Source organism: Streptomyces sp. NPDC041129 (assembly GCF_055592265.1).
Map to the genome: position 1 here is coordinate 1,142,213 of NZ_JBVIYV010000001.1, position 19,161 is coordinate 1,161,373.

Annotated in this window: 19 protein-coding genes and 1 tRNA gene; 9 read left to right on the forward strand and 11 right to left on the reverse strand. The window is 72.8% G+C overall.

The annotated features are described in order from the left end of the window. The first annotated feature begins 78 nt into the window (after positions 1–78). Positions 79–588, forward strand: a complete 510-nt coding sequence (locus tag ACZ6B1_RS04930; RefSeq protein WP_468775009.1) for a GNAT family N-acetyltransferase — start codon at positions 79–81, stop codon at positions 586–588. Here ACZ6B1_RS04930 and ACZ6B1_RS04935 read toward each other — a convergent pair. Continuing rightward, entirely contained in the window at positions 575–2,614 is a 2,040-nt protein-coding gene (locus ACZ6B1_RS04935; protein WP_468775011.1) for a DHA2 family efflux MFS transporter permease subunit, read from the reverse strand. The genes ACZ6B1_RS04930 and ACZ6B1_RS04935 overlap by 14 nt on opposite strands. Positions 2,615–2,764: 150 nt before the next feature. On the opposite strand from ACZ6B1_RS04935, the gene ACZ6B1_RS04940 reads away from it, so the two are divergent. After that, on the forward strand, positions 2,765–3,712 hold the full coding sequence (locus ACZ6B1_RS04940) for a peptidoglycan-binding domain-containing protein (protein ID WP_468775013.1): 948 nt from the start codon (positions 2,765–2,767) through the stop codon (positions 3,710–3,712). A gap of 66 nt (positions 3,713–3,778) precedes the next feature. On the opposite strand, the gene ACZ6B1_RS04945 is transcribed toward ACZ6B1_RS04940, so the two are convergent. Continuing rightward, positions 3,779–4,447 (reverse strand): HAD-IA family hydrolase, encoded by a 669-nt coding sequence (locus ACZ6B1_RS04945; protein WP_468775015.1) that lies wholly within the window; start codon positions 4,445–4,447, stop codon positions 3,779–3,781. A gap of 188 nt (positions 4,448–4,635) precedes the next feature. After that, positions 4,636–5,217, reverse strand: a complete 582-nt coding sequence (locus ACZ6B1_RS04950; RefSeq protein ID WP_468775017.1) for a TMEM165/GDT1 family protein — start codon at positions 5,215–5,217, stop codon at positions 4,636–4,638. Between the two features lie 376 nt (positions 5,218–5,593). Between ACZ6B1_RS04950 and ACZ6B1_RS04955 the strand changes: the two genes are divergently transcribed. Continuing rightward, positions 5,594–6,238, forward strand: coding sequence for an HNH endonuclease family protein (locus ACZ6B1_RS04955; RefSeq protein WP_468775019.1), 645 nt, complete (start codon positions 5,594–5,596; stop codon positions 6,236–6,238). Between the two features lie 100 nt (positions 6,239–6,338). On the opposite strand, the gene ACZ6B1_RS04960 is transcribed toward ACZ6B1_RS04955, so the two are convergent. The 3 genes from ACZ6B1_RS04960 to ACZ6B1_RS04970 form a co-directional block, all read right to left on the reverse strand. Further along, positions 6,339–6,950 (reverse strand): DedA family protein, encoded by a 612-nt coding sequence (locus ACZ6B1_RS04960; protein WP_468775021.1) that lies wholly within the window; start codon positions 6,948–6,950, stop codon positions 6,339–6,341. Positions 6,951–7,172: 222 nt separating this feature from the next. Next, complete coding sequence (locus tag ACZ6B1_RS04965; protein WP_468775023.1) at positions 7,173–7,628, reverse strand: DoxX family protein; 456 nt, start codon at positions 7,626–7,628, stop codon at positions 7,173–7,175. A gap of 421 nt (positions 7,629–8,049) precedes the next feature. Then, positions 8,050–8,283, reverse strand: coding sequence for a DUF2277 domain-containing protein (locus ACZ6B1_RS04970; RefSeq protein WP_468775025.1), 234 nt, complete (start codon positions 8,281–8,283; stop codon positions 8,050–8,052). 93 nt (positions 8,284–8,376) lie between these two features. Here ACZ6B1_RS04970 and ACZ6B1_RS04975 point away from each other — a divergent pair, with 93 nt between their 5' ends. Both ACZ6B1_RS04975 and ACZ6B1_RS04980 read left to right on the forward strand, forming a co-directional pair. Further along, a complete protein-coding gene (locus ACZ6B1_RS04975) occupies positions 8,377–9,330 on the forward strand; it encodes a ketopantoate reductase family protein (RefSeq protein ID WP_468775027.1) in 954 nt (317 codons plus the stop codon). A 72-nt stretch (positions 9,331–9,402) separates the two neighbouring features. Beyond that, positions 9,403–9,756, forward strand: a complete 354-nt coding sequence (locus ACZ6B1_RS04980) for a hypothetical protein (RefSeq protein WP_468775029.1) — start codon at positions 9,403–9,405, stop codon at positions 9,754–9,756. Positions 9,757–9,868: 112 nt separating this feature from the next. On the opposite strand, the gene ACZ6B1_RS04985 is transcribed toward ACZ6B1_RS04980, so the two are convergent. Then, entirely contained in the window at positions 9,869–10,675 is an 807-nt protein-coding gene (locus ACZ6B1_RS04985; protein WP_468775031.1) for a glycine-rich domain-containing protein, read from the reverse strand. A gap of 242 nt (positions 10,676–10,917) precedes the next feature. Next, a tRNA-Val gene (locus ACZ6B1_RS04990) sits at positions 10,918–10,992 on the reverse strand. Positions 10,993–11,206: 214 nt separating this feature from the next. On the opposite strand from ACZ6B1_RS04990, the gene ACZ6B1_RS04995 reads away from it, so the two are divergent. The 3 genes from ACZ6B1_RS04995 (at position 11,207) to ACZ6B1_RS05005 (ending at position 13,693) form a co-directional block, all read left to right on the forward strand. Next, the gene (locus tag ACZ6B1_RS04995; protein WP_468775033.1) at positions 11,207–12,607 is read left to right on the forward strand and encodes a hypothetical protein; all 1,401 of its coding nucleotides are present in this window, start codon (positions 11,207–11,209) and stop codon (positions 12,605–12,607) included. 227 nt (positions 12,608–12,834) lie between these two features. Continuing rightward, positions 12,835–13,440, forward strand: a complete 606-nt coding sequence (locus ACZ6B1_RS05000) for a DUF4383 domain-containing protein (RefSeq protein ID WP_468775035.1) — start codon at positions 12,835–12,837, stop codon at positions 13,438–13,440. A gap of 31 nt (positions 13,441–13,471) precedes the next feature. Next, the gene (locus tag ACZ6B1_RS05005; RefSeq protein WP_199210381.1) at positions 13,472–13,693 is read left to right on the forward strand and encodes an FmdB family zinc ribbon protein; all 222 of its coding nucleotides are present in this window, start codon (positions 13,472–13,474) and stop codon (positions 13,691–13,693) included. Here the strand turns inward: ACZ6B1_RS05005 and ACZ6B1_RS05010 are convergent, their stop codons facing one another. Genes ACZ6B1_RS05010 through ACZ6B1_RS05020 form a run of 3 tightly spaced genes read right to left on the reverse strand, consistent with a single transcriptional unit; the run spans position 13,694 to position 18,172 of the window. Continuing rightward, a complete protein-coding gene (locus ACZ6B1_RS05010) occupies positions 13,694–14,524 on the reverse strand; it encodes an HAD family hydrolase (RefSeq protein ID WP_468775036.1) in 831 nt (276 codons plus the stop codon). Continuing rightward, positions 14,524–16,983: a phosphoribosyltransferase gene (locus tag ACZ6B1_RS05015; RefSeq protein WP_468775038.1), complete on the reverse strand. Its 2,460-nt coding sequence runs from the start codon at positions 16,981–16,983 to the stop codon at positions 14,524–14,526. Before ACZ6B1_RS05015 ends, ACZ6B1_RS05010 begins: the two co-directional genes overlap by 1 nt. A gap of 22 nt (positions 16,984–17,005) precedes the next feature. Next, positions 17,006–18,172 carry an HpcH/HpaI aldolase/citrate lyase family protein gene (locus ACZ6B1_RS05020; RefSeq protein ID WP_468775040.1) on the reverse strand — a complete coding sequence of 389 codons (1,167 nt, stop codon included), beginning with the start codon at positions 18,170–18,172 and terminating at the stop codon, positions 17,006–17,008. Positions 18,173–18,348: 176 nt separating this feature from the next. Between ACZ6B1_RS05020 and ACZ6B1_RS05025 the strand changes: the two genes are divergently transcribed. Next, positions 18,349–19,158 carry a TerD family protein gene (locus tag ACZ6B1_RS05025; protein ID WP_468775042.1) on the forward strand — a complete coding sequence of 270 codons (810 nt, stop codon included), beginning with the start codon at positions 18,349–18,351 and terminating at the stop codon, positions 19,156–19,158. Positions 19,159–19,161: the final 3 nt, after the last annotated feature.

Consider the following 19,161-nt stretch of genomic DNA (forward strand, 5'->3'; position numbering starts at 1 on the left):
AAACGGTGGGCCACCGGCGAAGCGGCGCAGGCATATCCGGTTGCGCCCGCCACCCGCGGGCGGCGCACAATCTCCGGCATGACGTGGACGATCGCCCCGGAACCGTACGACTCCCCGGCCGCCGCAGCCCTGTGGCGGGCGTACTACACGGAGGTCAGTGACCGCTGGTACCTGCTGCACGAGGGACGCCGCACCGCGCCGGAGGAACTGGAACGGGAGATCGCGGCCCACACCGGCACCGAACTGGTCCCTCCCACCGGGCAGTTGCTGATCGGCCGGTACGACGGCGAGCCGGCCGGCTCGGCGGGCGTACGACTGCTCGACCCGGAAACCGCCGAACTCACGCGGGTGTTCGTGCTCGAGGGGATGCGCGGCCGGGGCGGTGCGGCGCTCCTGGTCGCCGCCGCCGAGGAGGCCGCCCGCGCCCTCGGCGCCACGGCGCTGGTCCTCGACACCCGCGGCGACCTGGTCGAGGCCCGCGCCCTGTACGCCCGGCTCGGCTACCCGGAGACGGCACCGCACAACGACGACCGGTACGCCGAGCACTGGTTCCGCAAGGAACTGCCCAGCCCCGTCAACGGGTTTTGAGCACCGTGCCGTTGTGCGGCCGCTCGCCTTCCGAGCCGCACAGTTCGCCGGTCAGCTCCTTCACCAGCCGGGTGAGGTCGGTGGACCGGCCGGGCGCCCACCAGTCGCCGAGCAGTTCGGCCAGGGACTCCTCGCGGGCCGTGGCGAGCCGTTCGGCGACCTCGCGGCCGGACGCGGTCAGCATCAGGTCCAGACCCACCCGCTCGGCCAGGCGCCGCTCCTCGACCTGGCGGGCGGCGGCCAGGACGGCCTGCAGCGGCACGGGACAGCGCTCGGCGAGCACACCGGGCTCCACCGAGCCGTACCTGCGGATGCGCAGCAGCAGCCAGCTCGCGGCGGGCAGCAGGTCGTACCCGGCCCGCGCGGTGATGTCCCGGTAGACCTCGCGGCGACCCTCGCGGGTGCCGAGCACGGACAGCGCGCGGCTCACCTCCTCGTGGGAGGAGCGTTCGACCGGGTTCGGTGGGATGGTCTCGGAGGCGTCCGGCGCGGTGACCGAGCCGCGCAGCCGGTCCTCCTTCAGGAACCACGCCAGGAGGAAACCGAGGGCGGCGACCGGGGCGGCGTACAGGAACACGTCGGTGATGGCGGACGCGAACGCGTGCAGGGCCGCCGGGCGCAGCGGGGGCGGCAGGGCGGCGATGCCGCGCGGGTCGGCCTTCAGGGCGTCGGGCGTGGCGCCGGGCGGCAGCCGGACGCCGCGGAAGGCGTCGGCGAGCTTGTCGGCGAGGCGGCTCGCGAAGACGGAGCCGAAGATGGCGACGCCGAAGGAGGCGCCGATGGAGCGGAAGAAGGTGACGCCGGAGGTGGCGACGCCCAGGTCCTCGTACGACACGGCGTTCTGCACGATGAGAACGAGGACCTGCAGGACCAGGCCGAGGCCCAGACCGAAGACGAAGAAGTAGGCGCTCATCTCGGCGGTCGGGCTGTGCTCGTCGAGCCGGTGCAGCAGGAGCAGGCCGATGGCGGTCACGGCGGTGCCGGCGATCGGGAACACCTTCCAGCGGCCGGTGCGGCTGACGATCTGGCCGGAGACGGTGGAGGACAGCAGCAGGCCGATCACCATGGGCAGCATGTGGACACCGGACATGGTCGGGGAGATGCCGTGCACGATCTGGAGGAAGGTCGGCAGGTAGGTCATCGCGCCGAACATGGCGAAGCCGACGATGAAGCTGATGACGGCGGCCAGGGTGAAGGTGCGCAGGCGGAACAGCTTGAGCGGCAGGACCGGCTCGGCGGCCCGCCGTTCCACCACGACGAAGGCGGCGGCGAGCACGACGCCGAGCACGGCGAGCCCGATGATCTGCGGCGAACCCCAGCCCCATGTCGTGCCGCCGAGGGAGGCGACCAGCACCAGGCAGGTGGCGACCGAGGCGATCAGGGCGGTGCCCAGGTAGTCGATGACGTGGTGGGCGGCCCGGCGCGGGATGTGCAGCGCGGTGGCGATCACGGCGAGGGCGACGACACCGAGGGGCAGGTTGACGTAGAACACCCAGCGCCAGCTCAGGTGCTCGGTGAACAGCCCGCCGAGGAGTGGCCCGAGCACGCTCGTGGCGCCGAACACGGCGCCGAACAGGCCCTGGTACCGCCCGCGTTCGCGTGGCGGCACGATGTCGCCGACGATCGCCATCGACAGCACGATGAGCCCGCCGCCGCCCAGACCCTGCAGCGCCCGGAAGGCGATGAGCTGCGGCATGTTCTGCGCCATTCCGCACAGCGCGGATCCGATGAGGAAGATCACGATCGCGGCCTGGAACAGCTTCTTGCGCCCGTACTGGTCGCCGAGTTTGCCCCAGAGCGGGGTCGCGGCGGTGGAGGCCAGCAGGTAGGCGGTGACGACCCAGGACAGGTGCTCGAGCCCGCCCAGGTCACTGACGATCGTGGGCAGCGCGGTCGCCACGATGGTCTGGTCGAGCGCGGCCAGCAGCAGCCCGAGCAGCAGGGCGCCGATCGATACGAGCACGTTGCCGGAGACGTGCTCGGCGGCCGCCGCGTCCTTCGCCGTGCCGTGCGTGTCCAGGGCCATGGAGACCTCCCGGGGCTCGATGCACCTCTTCCATCCTGAGTGGTGTCACCACTTATGGCCCGTCGAGTTCTGTGGTTGTCCCGTTGAGTCCTGTGGTTGTGGAGGAAATATGCATATCCTCTGAAGTTCGCGAGGGGACGGGGCGAGCACATGACGGAGTCGAGCGGCCACACCTGCCCGGAGTGCGGCGCGCCCAGAGGGCCGGACAACACGCCGTCGTGCGACTGCACGGAGCGGGCGTCCGAGGCGCTGCGCGAGACGCGCACGGCGGAGGCGGCCGCGGCGGAGGACTTCGACCCGCTGCGCATACGGCCGTACGTGGAGGTAGGGGGCCGGGACGGTTCGGCCGCCCCGGCGGGGAAGGGGGCCTCGCCGGACGGGGAGGCCCCGGCGGGCAGGGCGGCCCCTCCGGACGAAGAGGCCGCGGCGGACACCACCCGGGTGAGCGGGCCGGCGGCGGAAAGCGCCGCATCGCACGAGTCCGGTACCGGGGACTTACGGCCGTTCGGGGACTCGGGCGCGGAGCCGTTTCCGGCCCCGTCAAGACCCGTCGGCCGTACGCGTCTGCGCCGTACCGCCCTGCTGTGTGTGACGGGCGCCGGTGTGATGGCGGCCGCCGCGGGGCTCGCGAGCGGGCTGTTCTCCTACCAGGAACCGAGCCGGGGGCGTTCGGCGCCGCAAGTGCGGGAGAGCGTTCCGGACGAGGCGCCGACGTCGCCGGGCTCCGCCTTCTCGTCCGGGCCCGCGTCCCCGTCGGCCGCCCGTCTCCCGGCGCCCCCGCCCCCCTCGCCCACCGGGGCGACCCCCTCGGCCTCCCGCAGCGCCTCCGGTCCGGCCCCCTCGGGCACGGTGTCGGGCAGCCCCGGCCCGACCGCCACGGCGCTGGTCCTGCGCCGCGGTGACCAGGGCCTGGAGGTCATCGACCTGCAGAGCAGGCTGAGCGCGCTGAACCTCTACCCCGACCACATCGACGGCGTGTACACGCGCCCGGTCGAGGACGCCGTACGCACGTACCAACTGGCCCGCGGCATCCGCGGCGACACACCCGGGGTCTACGGCGCGGCGACCCGCGCGGCGCTGGAGTCGGAGACCTGGTAGCCGCCGCCCCCGTGGGGCCGCGTTCACAGGGGGCGCCTCGGGGCGGCGGCTCCGAGTGGGTACGGCTCAGGCCAGGTGCAGCCGGATCGTTCCGTCCCCGGCGGGTTCCACCCGTACCCGGGTCAGGTCCGGCACCACGACGTCCGGCCCGTGCGAAGCGGCCCGCGCCCCGACACCGACGACCCTCATCCCCGCGGCCCGTCCGGCCGCGATGCCGGCCCCGGAGTCCTCGAACACGACGCAGTCCGCCGGGTCCACGCCCAGCTCCGCCGCCCCCTTGAGGAACCCCTCGGGGTCGGGCTTGCTCGCCCCCACCGACTCGGCGGTGACGCGCACCTCGGGCAGCGGCAGCCCCGCGGCTGCCATACGGGCGGTGGACAGGGCGACGTCGGCGGAGGTCACCAGGGCGTGCGGGACGCCGTGCAGGGAGGCGAGGAAGGCGCCGGCGCCGGGCACCTCGACCACGCCGTCCATGTCGGCGGTCTCCTCGGCGAGCATGCGGGCGTTGTCCGCGAGATTCCGCTCCACCGGCCGCTCGGGCAGCAGCACCGCCATCGAGGCGTGACCCTGGCGCCCGTGCACGACCTTCATCACCTTGTCGCCGTCCAGCCCGTGACGCTCCGCCCAGCGCCGCCAGACGCGCTCGACCACGGCGTCCGAGTTGACGAGGGTGCCGTCCATGTCGAGCAGGAGGGCACGGGCGGTGAGGACGGTGGGCGTCGCGGTGGCCGGCATCGGCGGTTCCTCCTTGGGGCTCCCCGCGGAAGGGCGTGAAGGGGCTGGGCAGGGTGGGGCAGGGCGGAAGACAAAACGGCCCCGCCCGCCGGTCAGGGAAAACGGACGGGAGCCACTTTGTTTCTCCACGGTACAAAACATGTCGCGGTACCGCCACCGCCGCCGGCGAGGGTTCACCGTCCGTTCGCTCAGCCGGCGACCGCCTCGTACAGGCTCCACACGCCCAGACCCAGCATCAGCAGCGCCGCGATCCGCGTGATCAGCCGCAGCGGCACCCGCTTCATCAGGGCCTTTCCGCCGACGATGCCGAGCCCGGCGACGGCCCACAGGCCGAGCACCGCCCCGAGGCCGACGGAGATCGGGTCGTCGTAGCGGGCGGCGAGGTTGGCGGTCATGATCTGGGTGAGATCGCCGAACTCGGCGACCAGGATGAGCATGAAGCCGGTGCCGGCGACCTTCCAGAAGGACTGGTCGGCGGGCTTCTTCACCTCCTCCTCGCCCTCGTCCTTCTTCAGCAGCAGCATCGCCGCGCCCCCGAGGAAGAGCACACCGGTAATCGCGTGCACGATCTGCTGCGGGAGCAGGGTCAGCACGCTGCCGGCCGCCACGGCCAGCACGACGTGCAGCAGGAAGGCGGCGGCGACGCCGGCGAAGACGTACGAGGCGCGGTAGCGGGTGCCGAGGACGAGGCCGGCGAGCGCGGTCTTGTCCGGCAGTTCGGCGAGGAAGACGACGCCGAAGACGAGCGCCGTGACGGTGATGCTGATCAAGGTCCCTCAATCGGTCGGGGCTGCCCCACCGAGAGTGCTGTACCTCACAAAGGACACCTCGGCACGGCAGCGCACTCGGCGCCCGCGCCTCGGAGGCACGGGCGGGCACTGCTTGCCGAAGGTCTCGCTGGGCGATCCGCACGGGATCCGCCTCCGGGCGCCGGCTCAGGCTCGCTGAGCAGTATGTCGACGGTCCGGCGAAGAGCTACTCCCCTTCTGCGCCGTCCATCGTACGGGATCGAAAGTTCAGCCCCGAACCTTGTCGTGTCATGCACACGACACTAACTTCTAACCGAGCGCTCACCAACCGGCAACACGGCAGCGCGAGCATTCCCACGCCCGCGCTCCAACACCCCCACCCCACAAGGGAGTTCGCATGACCCGGTTCTACGCGCGTCGACGCCTGAGCATACTCGCCACCCTCAGCGGACTGATAGCCTCCGTCGCTTTGTTCAGCGCGCCCAACGCCTCCGCGGCCCTGCCCACGCCGGTCAGCGGCGCCACGGCCCGCAGCTACCTCTCCCAGCTCACCGTGGCCACCGAGAACCGCACCGGCTACGACCGCGACCTGTTCCCGCTCTGGATCACCATCAGCGGCTCCTGCAACACCCGCGAGACGGTCCTGAAGCGGGACGGCACGAACGTCGTCACCGACTCCTCCTGCGCCGCCACCAGCGGCAGTTGGTACTCCCCGTACGACGGCGCCACCTGGACCGCCGCCTCCGACCTGGACATCGACCACCTCGTGCCGCTGGCCGAGGCCTGGGACTCCGGCGCGAGCAAGTGGACCACCGCCCAGCGGCAGGCCTTCGCCAACGACCTGACCCGCCCGCAGCTCCTCGCCGTCACCGACAACGTCAACCAGGCCAAGGGCGACCAGGACCCGGCCACCTGGATGCCGTCCCGCACCGCGTACCGCTGCACGTACGTCCGTGCCTGGGTGCAGGTGAAGTACTACTACGGCCTGTCGGTCGACACGGCGGAGAAGTCCGCGCTGACGAACTACCTGGCGAGCTGCTGACCGCCGGCCCCCCACAGCCCTCTCCGGCCGCCACGAACCGGCGTCCGGAGAGGGCGGCGCCGTGCATGCCCGGGGATCACGCGCCCCCGCACCGGGACCGCTACGCCGGCCGCCGCCGCACCAGGAACCCGGCCGCCGCACCCGCGCCGACCAGTGCGGCCACCGAGACACCGGTGGCCAGCCAGGTGGCGCCCAGCCAGCGGGCGCCGAAGTAGCCGAGGGCGACGCTGTAGGCGGCCCAGGACAGGCCGGCCAGCGCGGACCAGGGGACGAAGTCACGGGCCCGGCGGTGCGCCGCACCCGCGCAGAAGGACACCACCGAGCGGCCGGCTGGCGCGAACCGGGCCAGCACCACCAGGGCCCCGCCGCCCCGGGACAGCGCCTCGCCGAGACGTTCCTGCGCGACGGTCAGCCGGCGGGAGCGGCTTATCGCCCGGTCCAGGCGCTCCCCGCCCCGCCAGGCCAGGCGGTACGCCGCGAAGTCACCGAGGAGCGAGGCGGTCGCGGCGGAGAGGATCAGGGCGAGGATGTCCGGCACCTCGTGCGGGACCCGCCCCGTCGCGGCACCCGAGCCGGCGGCCGCCGCGGTGGCCGCCGTGATGACGAGGACACCGCTCGGCAGCACCGGCAGGAAGACGTCGAGCAGCACCGACAGGGCCACCAGGACGTAGATCCACGGGCCGGCGGCCAGTGACCCCAGGCTCTCCCACACGACTACTCCCCGTTCCCCCGTGACTCCCCCCGATGGCAGCCATACAGCGTACGCCGCGGGTGTGACAGGAGGTTCTCAGGGGGCGCACGTGATCGTCACCCCTTTTTTCACGCCCTCCACACCGGGCGGACCCGACGGCGCCCCACCCCGCACCGGAGCGGGATGGGGCGCCGTGTCCGTATGCCCTGCCGAGGAACCTTGATGCGGGCCCCGGTGAGCGGGTCAGGCCGCTATCGGCGCCTGCTCGGCGGAGGGCTGCCGCGTCGTGGCCGTACGCCGGGTGACCAGCCGGTCCAGGCCGAAGGCGCCGGAACCGGTGAAGACCAGCAGCAGGAACGACCAGCAGAACAGCACCGACAGCTCGCCGCCGTTCTGGATGGGCCACAGGGCGGCCTGCTGGTGGACGTCGAAGTACGCGAACGCCATCGAGCCCGAGGCGACCAGCGCGGCACCACGGGTACCGAGGCCGAGCAGGACGAGGCCGCCGGCGACGAGCTGGATCACCGCCGCGTACCAGCCGGGCCACGTACCGGCCTCGATGGTCCCGCCGTGGGTGCCCATGGCACCGCCGAGGACGCCGAACAGCGAGGCGGCGCCGTGCACCGTGAACAACAGGCCGACGACCACGCGGAACAGTCCGATGGCGTACGGCTGAGCGGAATTGAGACGTGCGGACATGAGGGGGGTCTCCTCTTCGGTTCGGTCGGGCCGGCCGGGGACGGGCCGGTCGTGGGGGCGGCGGTACCGAATGGAGCCCAGGTTAGGTGCACCTAATCACTGCTTGCAAGTTCAACATTTGGCCATGGTTCGACATCCGCTCGCGGCGCCCTCCCGGGCGCGAGCGCACGTGGCGGGACCCTCACCGCCATGACAGGGTCCGAAAATGTGACCGAATCCACTCCCTGCACAGCCACCCGTCACCGCCACTCGACCCACGCCGGTCACGACAGACTCCGCGCCAACTGCCGCACAAGCGGCGGATTGTGATGCACCATCAGATTCGGCCCTCGGCGGACCGGGATTCCCGACACGGGCAGCACGGCCCACCCGAGCGGCGACCGGTCGGCCGCCCGGGACACCGTGGCACTCGGAGCGCGCTCTACTCCGCCGCCGTCCGCACGGCCCGCCCCCGCACCTCCAGCCCGCCGAGCAGCTCGGCCGTGGCCTCCGCCACGGCATCCACGGCCCGTTCGAACACCTCGCGGTTGTGAGCGGCGGGCACCCGGAACCCCGAGACCTTCCGCACGTACTGCAGCGCGGCGGCGTGAATGTCGTCCTCGGTGGCCTCGTCGGGCAGAACCGGCGGGCGCAGCGTCTTGATACTCCGGCACATGCCCCCAGTCTCACGCAACGCGCGCACCCCTGCGAGGATCACGCCGAAGGCGGCCACCGACCCCCGGGGCCGACCGGCGAGAGGAACTCCCTCATGACGACGAAGCAGACCGGGACGACCGGGCAGGCCGAGAACACGGAGCAGCCGGAGCGAACGAGGCGGACCGTGGCCGTACTCGGCCCCGGCGGCGTCGGCGGCCTCCTCGCCGCCCTCCTGTCCCGCTCCGGCCACCGCGTCATCTGCCTGGCCCGCGAGGACACGGCCGACACCCTGCGCACCGGCGGAATCCGGGTCCGCAGCCGCCAGTTCGGCGACTTCACCGCCGCCGTGGAGGCCGACACCGAACTGCGCGAACCGGTGGACGCCTGCCTGATCACCGTAAAGCAGACCGGCCTGGACGGCGCCCTCACCCGCGTCCCGGCCGCCGCACTCGGCGACGCCCTCCTCGTACCGCTCCTCAACGGCGTCGAACACCCCTCGGCCCTGCGCGCCCGCTACCGCCCGGACCTCGTGGCGCCGGCGGTGATCCGGGTGGAGACGACCCGGACCGCACCGGGCGTGCTCGAGCACGACAGCCCCTTCACCGAGATCGACCTCGCGAGCGACACCGCGCCCCGGCCGCGCCTGGCCGCGCTCGCCGCGGCCCTGTCCGACGCCGGCCCCACCACCCGGGTCGTCGAGGACGAGACGGCGGCGCTGTGGGCCAAGATGGCGTTCCTCGCACCCCTCGCCCTGCTCACCACGCGGTACGACCTCCCCCTCGGCGAGGTGCGCACCCGGCACGACGGGGAACTGCGGTCGCTGGTCGCCGAGACGGCCGCGGTCAGCCGCGCCTGCGGCGCCCCCGCCGACCCGGCCGGCGCCCTGGCCCGGTACGCCGCCTTCCCGGCCGCCACCAGGTCCTCCATGCAGCGCGACGCGGAGGCGGGCCGCCCGCTCGAACTCGACGCCATCGGCGGGGCGCTGCTGCGCGCGGCGCACCGGCACGGCGTACCGGTGCCGGTGGCGGCGCGGCTCGTCGGGGAGCTGCGCGAGCGCGGCCACTGAGCCGATCACCCGTTCGACTGAACCTCGGCAACGGCCTCGCCACCCAAAATCGAACAGGCGTAGCATTGCCGCGTGGGTACGTCCTATGACTTTCCGAGTGACCTGCTCGCCGGTCAGGAGGAGCTGCACCAGATACGGGCCGAGCTGTCGGCCCTGCTGAGGCGGCTCCCCTGGTCGGTCGAGCCGCTGGACGGCTTCAGCGACGACAGCGGGTGGCGCAAGATCGAGCGGTCCGCGTCCCCCGGGTGGACCGAGGACGAGCAGGCGGAGGTGGAGAAGCTGCGGCAGCGGGAGCACGAGCTCGCGGTGTTCGTCAGCACCCACCGCTACTGGTCGGACCTCACCGGCCCGGACCGCGTGGACGCCCGCAGCAGGCTGAAGCACGCACCCGAGACGCCCGAGAAGGAGCGGACGGAGCAGGGCTGAGGCGCGCCCCGGGCAGCGGGTGCGCACGCGAGGACCCCGGCGGCCGCGCCGCCGGGGTCCTGCGCGTCACGGCCCGGAAGGGTCGAGCCGGGCATGATCCGAACGAGAGGCCCTAGGCGAACACGACGAGATAGCCGCCCCCGCCGTTGCCCCCACTGGTGCCCGCGCCGCTCGCCGGAGCACCGCCGTTACCGCCGTCGCCCCCGCTGCCGTCCCTCGCGGGAGGCGCGACGATGCCGTCCACCGCGGCCCCGCCCGCGCCACCGGTGGGCCCGGAGCCGGGCCGCCCGTACGCGCCGGTCCGGTTCACCGCGACGGCGCTGGTGCAGTAACCGCTGCCGCCGGGTCCGCCGGCGCCCGGTGTACCGGCGGCGGTCGCGCTGGCCCCGCCGCCGGCGCCGCCGCCCCCACCGCCGGTGGCGGTGAGCAGGGTGGTGTGGCTCGGCGAGGTGAAGGTCGTCGCGCCGCCGGTGCTGCCGTTGGTGCCGTTCTGGCCGGCGCCGCCCCCGTTGCCGTGCGTGCCACCGACGCCCAGGGTCACCCGGTACTGCTGACCGGGGTTGACGTTGAGGACGCACCAGGTGAAGCCGCCGGCACCGCCTCCCCCGCCACCGCCGCCGGCCCGCGTCCCGACGGCACCGCCTCCGCCACCGCCACCGCCACCGGCGCCCCAGGCCTGGACGTGGATCTGGGTCACCCCCCGGGGCGGCGTGAAGGTGCCGTTCGCGGTGTACTCCCTCACCCCGCGGATGACCTCGGGCAGCACCGGCCCGGCACTCGGCGTGGGACCGCCGGCCGCGTGCGCGGCGGGCGAGAGGGCCAGCACCTGGCCGGTGAGCGCGGCCGCCATCGCGGCGGAGCCGAGCAGGACCCGGCGCCGGACACAGGACCGCCGGGCAGTGACGTTCGGACCGTTCACGTGTTGTCTTCCTTCCCCGCGGCGGGCCCCACAGCTGTCGCGAAGCATGAGAGGGGAGAACTGGGGAGCACTACAGAACGGCCCGCAGGCCCATCGCACGTCCACCGCGCGGCCCCCGCACCCCGGCGAGGCGCCGATTGACCCGCGCAGGTGATCATCGAGGTCCGGCCGGGCGACAAACCCGCCCCACCCCGAAGCAGAAGGCCCGGCCCCCGTGGGGGCCGGGCCTTCGCACATCCTCATGGTGGGCGCGGACGGTTTCGAACCGCCGACATCCTGCTTGTAAGGCAGGCGCTCTACCCCTGAGCTACGCACCCTGGAACAGGTCGACAGCCTACATTGTCCCCGCTGCGGCCCTGCAAGCCCGAGTGGGCGTGTGGGCAGGCAGGCCGCGCTCTCCGCCCGGTGTGCGTTCGGGGCGCAGTCGGCGAAAGTCACGGAGTGTCCGGCGAACTGATCGGCTCGTGTGTTCGTCTTCAACAGGTGGGAGAATGACACCAGGTAGGGCGGACCACAGCACGGGAGAGGGATGTGAGGGCGACACCGGGCACGCCATCCACGCAGTCGTACCCGCCGTCGCCGACCGGACGGACCCGGCGTGGGTTCGCGGGGGTGCGTGACGTCCTGACGCTGATGAGTGTGCCGGTGGTGGCCGCGCTGGTGCTGCCGGCCGCGTTCGCCGGGGGCGGCACCCGGCGGTGGTTCGGCGGGCGGGCGGAGGGTCAGCGGGCCGAGGCGCAGGCCGCGAAGGACGCCGCGGCCGCCGCGTTCTACGAACTGGACACCGCCCAGCGGGATCTGCGGATCTCGGTGGAGACCATCACGGCCGTCGACGACTCCCCCGCCGCCCGGCGCGCGGCCGCCGACTTCGAGGCGCTGGGCGCTCGGATCGACGAGGTCAGTCAGCGGTACATCCAGGCCGTCGACGCCCATGACCTCGACCGCGACGGTCTGGAGGCCGCCACGGCCGCCCGGGCGCGGAGCGAGCTGACCGCCGCGAAGGACGAGCTGGTCCGGGTCAAGCAGGAGCTGGACCGTTTCGGCAGCTCGCTGGGGGCGTTGCTGGGCAAGGCCGAGACCCAGCTCGCCCGGCTCGCGCCGGCCGTCGAGCGGGCCCGGCAGGCGCTGCTGGGTGCGAGCAACGCGCTGGACGCCGTACGGGGGAAGGGTCTGGCGGCGGATGATCTCGCCGCCCGGCTCGCCGCGCTGTCTCCGGAGCTGACGAGACTGAACCAGGGGGCCGGACAGCACGGGGTGCCACAGACGCTGGAGCGGGCCGAGCGGGTGCAGCGGGAGGCCGCCGCGATCCGGGCGGAGGCCGAGCGGCTGCCGGAGCGGGCGGCGGAGATCGATCACCGGCTGGTCAGTCTGCGCACTCGCGCACAGGCGCTGACCACCCGGGCCGGGCAGGTCGACCCGGTGCTGAGTGAGCTGCGGCGGCGGTTCACGGCGGCGTGCTGGCAGGACTTGCAGCAGGTGCCGGCGCAGGCGGCGGAGAACGTGCGGCAGGCCGAGCTGAAGCTGCGGGAGGCGCAGGCGGCGCGGGAGGCGCAGCGGTGGCCGGACGCCACCTCGCTGCTGTCGACGGTGCGGGCGCTGCTGAACAGTACGGACGAGGCCGTGTCGGCCGCCGGTGACCGGCTCGCCCGGCTGAACGCGGTGCAGAAGGATCCGCAGGCGGAGACGGAGCGGACCCGGTTCGCGATCCGGGATGCCCAGCGGCTGGCCATGACGGGGCGTACGACGCCCGATCCGCGGCATGCGCGTCCGCTGGACGACGCGGTGGGCCGGCTGGAGCGGGCGGTCGGGTCGCTGGAGGGGCGGCACCCGGACTACTGGCACTTCCTGACGGAGCTGGAGGCGGTGCGGCAGGCGGTGGCCGGTGTGGTGTCGCGGATCCGCGAGGAGCGCGGGGGCGGCGCGGGCCGCTGAGGCACCGGGGATCCGGTGGCGCCGGGGGTCTGGTGCGGCGCCGGTGATCCGGTGGCTCCGAGGGTCTGGCGCGGTGCCGGGGAGCCCGTGGCGCCGCGGGTCTGGGGGCACCGCATCGGATCCGGTGCTGTGCCTCGCGCTGATCCGTGTGGTGGCGGTTCGGGGTGGTGGGGCGGATGCTGGATGGACGGACGGATGGCCTCCGCTAGCGCCCGGAGGAGGCGGACATGGCCACACACGCAGTGCACACGAAGCCTGGACGGCACATCCGGTTCGACGAGCATCTGCCCGTCGACCACCGGCTGAACATGGTCTACCGCATCGGGGCCGGCCTGATCGGCGCGTTCCTGCTCGTCTTCGGCATTCTGGGGCTGATCGACCAGATCGGCTTCTTCAACACCGGCGGTGACAGGGTCATCGGGCTGAACACCAACGGCACGCTGAGTGTGCTGTCCATCGTCGTCGGGGTGATCCTGCTGGCGGGCATGGTGATCGGCGGGAATGTGGCGTCCACGCTGAACATGGTGTTCGGGGTGCTGTTCCTGCTGAACGGCTTCCTGAATCTCGCCCTGCTGGACGGCGACTACAACTTCCTGGCGTTCCGGATCCAGAACGTGATCTTCAGCTTCATCGTGGGTCTGCTGCTGATGACCTTCGGTATGTACGGCCGGGTCGGTTCGACCTTGCCGCCCGACAACCCGTACTACAGGGCCCGTCATCCCGAGCCGGGCACCGAGCCTCGGGGGCGTGAGCACGAGATGGGCGCTCCACCGGCGACGATGCCGCTGCCGGGCAAGGAGGAGGGCGGGTCCGGCCGTCCCGGTTTGCGGTGAGTCCGCGGCGGGTGCCGGTTACTCTGGGCGCATGCCTCGCTATGAGTACCGTTGCCGTACCTGCGGTGACACCTTCGAACTGAGCCGTCCGATGGCGGAGTCCGCCGCCCCCGCCGCCTGCCCTGCGGGCCATGACGACACGGTGAAGCTGCTGTCGACGGTGGCCGTGGGCGGCACGGCCGGCGCCCCGGCCGCGGCGCCGAACGCGGGCGGCGGAGGCGGCGGCTGCTGCGGCGGGGGCTGCTGCGGCTGATCAGCGGGACGGGCCGGCCGGTGTTTCGCCACGGGCGGCCCGCAGGAACTCGCGGGTGATCCGTTCGCCGGCGAGCACGCCCCGCTCGGGCAGGGCGGTGATGGCCGGTGCGGTCCACTGGCTGTCGGCCAGTTCGCCGTGTCCGGGGCGCCATCCCCGGTCGGCGGCGAGGAGCAGGTCGGCGTCGAGGAGGGAGTCCCCGGCCGCCAGGGTCAGCTCGGCTCCGGTGCGCCGGGCGACTTCGCGTACGGCCGCGCTCTTGGTGAGCGGTTTGGGGACGGCGTAGATCTTGCGGCCCTGGAGGGAGACCGTCCAGCCGCGGTTCTCCGCCCAGGCCGCCAGTTCCTTCATCCAGTCGTCGGGGAGCAGTTCGCGTTCGATGACGAGGTAGGCGAAGAGGTCCTCGGCGATCCGGTGCTTGCGCACCCAGACGGGGTCGGCGGTCCGCATCAGGTGCTCGCGGATCTCGTCCAGGGGGGCGCACTCGTCGGCGAGGCGTGCCAGTACGCGCGCGTGCCAGTCGTGGTCGGTGGCCCCGTCGACCAGCAGGTGTCCGCCGTTGGCGCAGATCGCGTAGGCGGGCTGGGGGCCGGGCAGGTTGATGCGCTGGTACTGCTTGCGGGTCCGGGTCGTGGTGGGCACGAAGACGGCCGCGTCGCCGAGGTCGGTGAGCAGTTGGGCCGCCGTCTCGGTCATGTAGGACAGTGGCCTGCTCTCGTGGACCTCCACGCAGAGCAGGCGGGGAGCCCGTGCGTCGGGCATGGTCAGGGCCAGGGCCGCGGCGGAGTAGATGAGTGTGCGGTCGAGGTCGCTCGCGACGAGTACCGGCATCAGACGTTCACCGCCCGGCCGTCGGCGCCGGTGGCGCCCCGGGTGTACTTGGGGTGGATGAGTCCGACGCAGGTGTAGGGCAGTTCGTCGACCTCCTCGACCGGTACGCCGCGTTGTTCGGCGAGCAGGCGCACGTGGTGCAGGTCGGGGCCGGCGCCGGCCTTGGCGAGGATCTTCCAGGGCACGCGGCGCAGCAGTACCCGGGTGGTCTCGCCGACGCCGGGTTTGACGAGGTTCACGTCGTGGATGCCGTACTCCTCGCTGATCCGCTCGACGGCCTGCCAGCCGGCCCAGGTGGGGGTGCGGTCCTCGGTCATGAGTTCCTTGACGGAGCTGTCGACGATTTCGGTGACGTCCTGGAAGCGGGCGCGTACGGCGTCCAGGAAGGCCATGGAGACGTCGGCGCCGGCGAGTTCGCGGTAGAACTTCGCGCCGTGGAAGTCGTGCGCGCCGACCAGGTCGGCGCGCAGGACCGTGCGGGAGATCAGGCCGGAGACGGTGGAGTTGAGGCAGGCGGAGGGGATGAGGAAGTCCTCGCGGGTGCCGTAGGTGCGGACGCAGGAGCCGGGGTCGGCGAGTACGGCGATCTCGGGACTGAAGCCGGTGATGCCCTCGGTTTTCTCGAACTCCTCTATCGCCTGGGCGAGTTCGCGGGTGATGGCGCCCTTGCCGGTCCAGCCGTCGACGAAGACGACGTCCCGGGGGTCGTGGTGGGCGGCCAGCCAGCGCAGTGCGTTGGCGTCGATGCCGCGGCCGCGGACGATGGAGACGGCGTAGTGCGGGAGGTCGAGGCCGTGCCGGAACTGGGCCCAGCGGCGCATCAGGATGCCGACGGGGGTGCCGGCGCGGGCGAGGGAGACCAATACGGGGCGGGGTGAGCCCTCGTCGAGGACGGTCTCGGTGACGACTCCGACGGCGTGCGCGATCCGGGCGGCCGAGGCGTCCAGGGCGGCGTGGAAGAGCTGCTGGTACTGCTCGCTGGGCTGGTACTCCACGGGGAGCGATTCGGCGTAGTGGGCCCCGCCGCTCTGGATGGCCTCCTCCCGCTCCTCGGTCGGCGCCTCGAGGGTGACGTCCGAGAGGTCCTGCAGCAGCCAGCCGACCTCGTCGGGCGGGTACGAGGAGAAGGCGGGGCCGCGGAGGGGCTCGGGCAGCATGGCCGGCCTTTCGGGGGTGGTGGAGGGGGGCGTGGGGACGCGGGAGGGGACGACGGCGAGCAGGACGTGCGGGGTGTGGGCGGCGAGGCGGGCCAGCAGTCCGTCGGGGGTGTGCAGTGCGGGGGTGTCGGCGGCCGAGTCGACCACGGCGACGACGGCGTCGAAGCCGGCGCCCGCGACGTTGTAGGCGTACCGCTCGCCGGGGCCGTCGGCGGGGTCGTCGTGGGCGGGGAAGACCAGGCGGGTGCGGATCGCGTAGCCGGGGTCGTCGACGGCGAGGACGGGTGAGCGGGTGGTGGTGGAGAAGCGCACCTGGGTGTCCGGGGCGATCTGTTCCAGTTCGCGGGCGAGGCGCAGCGGGGCGTACATCAGTTCTTCGAAGCCGAGCACGAGGACGTGCCGGGCGCCGGTGGGCAGCGCTTCGGCGACCCGGGCCGCCATGGCGGGCAGGGCGGCTTCCAGGCGGGCGCGGTGCGCGGGGGTGAAGCCGTGCCGGCCGCCGTCGGGCAGGCCGTGGGGCCAGCGCAGGTCGACGCGGGTGATCCGGCCGTGGGGCGGGGCGGGCGTCTCGTCGGGCCGGGCGGTCTCGTGCCGTGCGACCAGCTCGCGGCCCTTGTCGAGGACGTCGTCGGGCAGCCGTACGGTGCCCGAGGCGGCGGCGATCAGGTCGACGCGGGCGCCGATGCCCTCCGCGAAGCGCTGCAGGCGTGCGGTGTCCTCGGGTGAGCGCATGTCGACCAGGGCGACCACCACGTACCGCTCGCGGGGGTGGCGGGCGTGCAGGTCGCGGATGGTGTTGAGGACCGTGTTGCCGGTGGAGAACTCATCGTCGACCAGGACCAGCGGGCCGTCGCCGGCCAGCAGGGCGGGGTCCTCGGGGAGCAGCAGGTGCGAGGTGGCGTGGGAGTGGGACTCCTCGAAGCCGCCGGCGGGGGCGACGCCGGTCACGGGGCGGCGGGTGGAGTGCAGGTACGGGGCGAGGCCCAGGCCGTCGGCGACCGCGTGGCCGAGGCCGGTGGCGGTCTCCGCGTAGCCGAGGACGACGGCGGAGGCGGCCGCTGTCTCGCCGAGCAGCGCGCGGACCCGGCGGCCGAGCCGGATTCCGTGGCCGTAGACCACGGACGGCGACTGGGGCACGTGTTTGCCGAGCACGTTGGAGACCAGCAGGTGGGCCCGCTTGGGGTTGCGGCGCAGCGCGAGTCCGAGCAGGTCCGGCAGCCCGTCGTCGCCCTCCAGTCCGACTCCGAGTCGCTCGGCGACCCAGCTGCCGGACCAGACCCCGTCGTTCACTGCGTTGTTCATGCGTTCCTTGGGTTGGGAGGGGTCAGCCTGGTATTCCGGCGGTGAGCAGTTCGACGAAGCCGACGTCCTCGCCGGCCACGCCGAACACCTCGGCGCGCAGCAGGGTTCGTTCGGCCCAGGCGCGGTGCGGTTTCACTTCGTTCATCTTGTTCGTGTAGGCCGACCGGAGTACACCCCCGCCGCCGCGTTCCGGCCGGAGGATGTCCGCGGCGTCGCTGAACTCCTCGTGGCTGACCACGGACAGCGCGTGCACGGGCAGGACGTGGGAGGGGTGGATGCAGGTCTTGCCGAGCAGGCCGTTGGCCTGGTCGAGGGAGATCTCCCGGAGCAGTCCGTCCATGGCGTGCTCGATGAGCTTCTCGCGCAGGTCGACGGCCTGCACCTCGAGGAAGGGGCTCTGCCGCAGCTGTGGCTTGAACATGCGCTCGGGGACCCGGAAGTACTCCCAGACGGGGCCGGTGACGGTGAATCCGCTGCCGTCGGCGCGGCCCAGCATGTTGACCACGTCGGCGATCACCGAGGCGACGATCTGGACGTCGTAGGCGGTCATGTCGGGGGCGCGGCGCAGGCCGTAGGAGGAGCAGAAGTCGGTGACGCCGAGGCGCAGGGCGAGGACCCGGTCGCGGCGCTTGCCGACCGCGCGGGCGATGCCCTCCAGGGTGTCCACGCGGCTTTCGCGGTAGAGCAGCTCGGGTGATTCGAGGACGGGCATGGCGAAGAGCCGGCGTCCGCTCTGGGCCTCGGCGAGGGCGAGGGCCTCGAGGAAGGGGTTGCCGCGTTCCTCGGTGAACTTGGGCAGGACGAAGCCGGACAGCAGCCGTACGGAGGGTCCGAGGCGCCGTACGAGGTCGGGGATCTGTTCGGGGACCCGCACCCGGATGAACAGCAGGGGCGGTTCGGTTCCCGTGCGGGAGTCGAGGTCGGCGAACTGCCGGACGAGGTTCTCCTCGCCCGCGGCGACGTCCGCGTCGTCGATGGAGTCCTCCAGGCACAGCACCATCGAGACCACGCCGTTGCCGGCCTGTTTGACGATGTCGTCGGCCAGCTGCGGCCGGGTGGCCGGGCTGTACAGCGTGGCGCCCAGGGCCGCGGAGAGCAGCCGGGCCGGGGAGTCGGCGGTGAACTCGCACGGCTCCTGATGGAAGAGACGCTTCCGCACCTCGGGGGCGATGTGCCCGAAATGACGCATACGGCTCCTTGGGGGTCCGGGTCGGACCTCTGGATTCGGTAAAGGGTGGCCGGTAATAGTACGTAGGGATCTATGTCAGGGGTTCCCTCCGGGCATGAACTTCCGGTAACCGGCCCGCGTCGGCGCCACCACACCCCGCATTGTCGTGGCCAGGGCCCAGAAGGCAGGATGACCGCATGACGCACGCGATGCTGAAGGGGTCCAACGTCCCGCTCGAGGCCACCACGGTGCGCGCCGTGCTGCGCTGGACGCCCGGGCAGGGGGTTCCGGACGTGGACGCCTCGGCGCTGCTGCTGGGCCAGGACGGCCGTGTGCGCTCCGACGAGGATTTCGTGTTCTACAACCAGCCCCGGCATCCGTCGGGGAAGGTCTGGCGGCTGGGCAAGAAGCGGGCCCCGGAGGGCCTGACCGACACCATCCAGTCGGACCTCGCCGGTGTGGAGCCCGGTGTCGGCCGTGTTCTGCTGGTCGCTTCGGCGGACGGTGTCTCCTTCGATCAGGTCCCGGCCCTGTCCATCCTGCTGTACGACGCCGCCGTCGCGGACGGCGAGCCGCTGGCCCATTTCGAGATCAAGCCGGAGACGGGTGCGGAGACCGCCCTGATCTGCGGTGAGCTGTACCGGCGTGGCGAGGGCTGGAAGTTCCGTGCGCTGGGTGAGGGCTATTCGAACGGGCTGCGGGGCCTGGCCACGGACTTCGGTATCTCGGTGGACGAGTCGGAGGTGGAGGAGCCGCGGCAGGCTCCGCCGGAGACGACGTCCCAGCCGCTTCCGCCGGAGCAGCCGACGACGGCGGTGCCGTCCCAGCCGGCGTACGGCTATCCGCAGCCGGCGTCGCCCCGGCAGCCGGCGTACGGCTATCCGCAGCCGGCCTCGGGGCTGCCCGCCTACGGCTATCCGCAGACCCAGCCGCAGCCGGACCCGGTGGCTCCGCTGGACCCGGACTTCCGGCTGCCGCCTCAGGGGCCGCAGTTCATCGGCCGGTAGGCG

What these genes read in the sequence shown, in the direction of transcription:
- ACZ6B1_RS04955 (WP_468775019.1), top strand. Translation starts at nt 5,594, where the DNA reads ATGACCCGGTTCTACGCGCGTCGACGCCTGAGCATACTCGCCACCCTC.
- ACZ6B1_RS05000 (WP_468775035.1), top strand. Translation starts at nt 12,835, where the DNA reads ATGGCCACACACGCAGTGCACACGAAGCCTGGACGGCACATCCGGTTC.
- ACZ6B1_RS05025 (WP_468775042.1), top strand. Translation starts at nt 18,349, where the DNA reads ATGACGCACGCGATGCTGAAGGGGTCCAACGTCCCGCTCGAGGCCACC.
- ACZ6B1_RS05020 (WP_468775040.1), bottom strand. Translation starts at nt 18,172, where the DNA reads ATGCGTCATTTCGGGCACATCGCCCCCGAGGTGCGGAAGCGTCTCTTC.
- ACZ6B1_RS05005 (WP_199210381.1), top strand. Translation starts at nt 13,472, where the DNA reads ATGCCTCGCTATGAGTACCGTTGCCGTACCTGCGGTGACACCTTCGAA.
- ACZ6B1_RS04935 (WP_468775011.1), bottom strand. Translation starts at nt 2,614, where the DNA reads ATGGCCCTGGACACGCACGGCACGGCGAAGGACGCGGCGGCCGCCGAG.
- ACZ6B1_RS04945 (WP_468775015.1), bottom strand. Translation starts at nt 4,447, where the DNA reads ATGCCGGCCACCGCGACGCCCACCGTCCTCACCGCCCGTGCCCTCCTG.
- ACZ6B1_RS04975 (WP_468775027.1), top strand. Translation starts at nt 8,377, where the DNA reads ATGACGACGAAGCAGACCGGGACGACCGGGCAGGCCGAGAACACGGAG.
- ACZ6B1_RS05015 (WP_468775038.1), bottom strand. Translation starts at nt 16,983, where the DNA reads ATGAACAACGCAGTGAACGACGGGGTCTGGTCCGGCAGCTGGGTCGCC.
- ACZ6B1_RS04970 (WP_468775025.1), bottom strand. Translation starts at nt 8,283, where the DNA reads ATGTGCCGGAGTATCAAGACGCTGCGCCCGCCGGTTCTGCCCGACGAG.
- ACZ6B1_RS04965 (WP_468775023.1), bottom strand. Translation starts at nt 7,628, where the DNA reads ATGTCCGCACGTCTCAATTCCGCTCAGCCGTACGCCATCGGACTGTTC.
- ACZ6B1_RS04940 (WP_468775013.1), top strand. Translation starts at nt 2,765, where the DNA reads ATGACGGAGTCGAGCGGCCACACCTGCCCGGAGTGCGGCGCGCCCAGA.
- ACZ6B1_RS05010 (WP_468775036.1), bottom strand. Translation starts at nt 14,524, where the DNA reads ATGCCGGTACTCGTCGCGAGCGACCTCGACCGCACACTCATCTACTCC.
- ACZ6B1_RS04930 (WP_468775009.1), top strand. Translation starts at nt 79, where the DNA reads ATGACGTGGACGATCGCCCCGGAACCGTACGACTCCCCGGCCGCCGCA.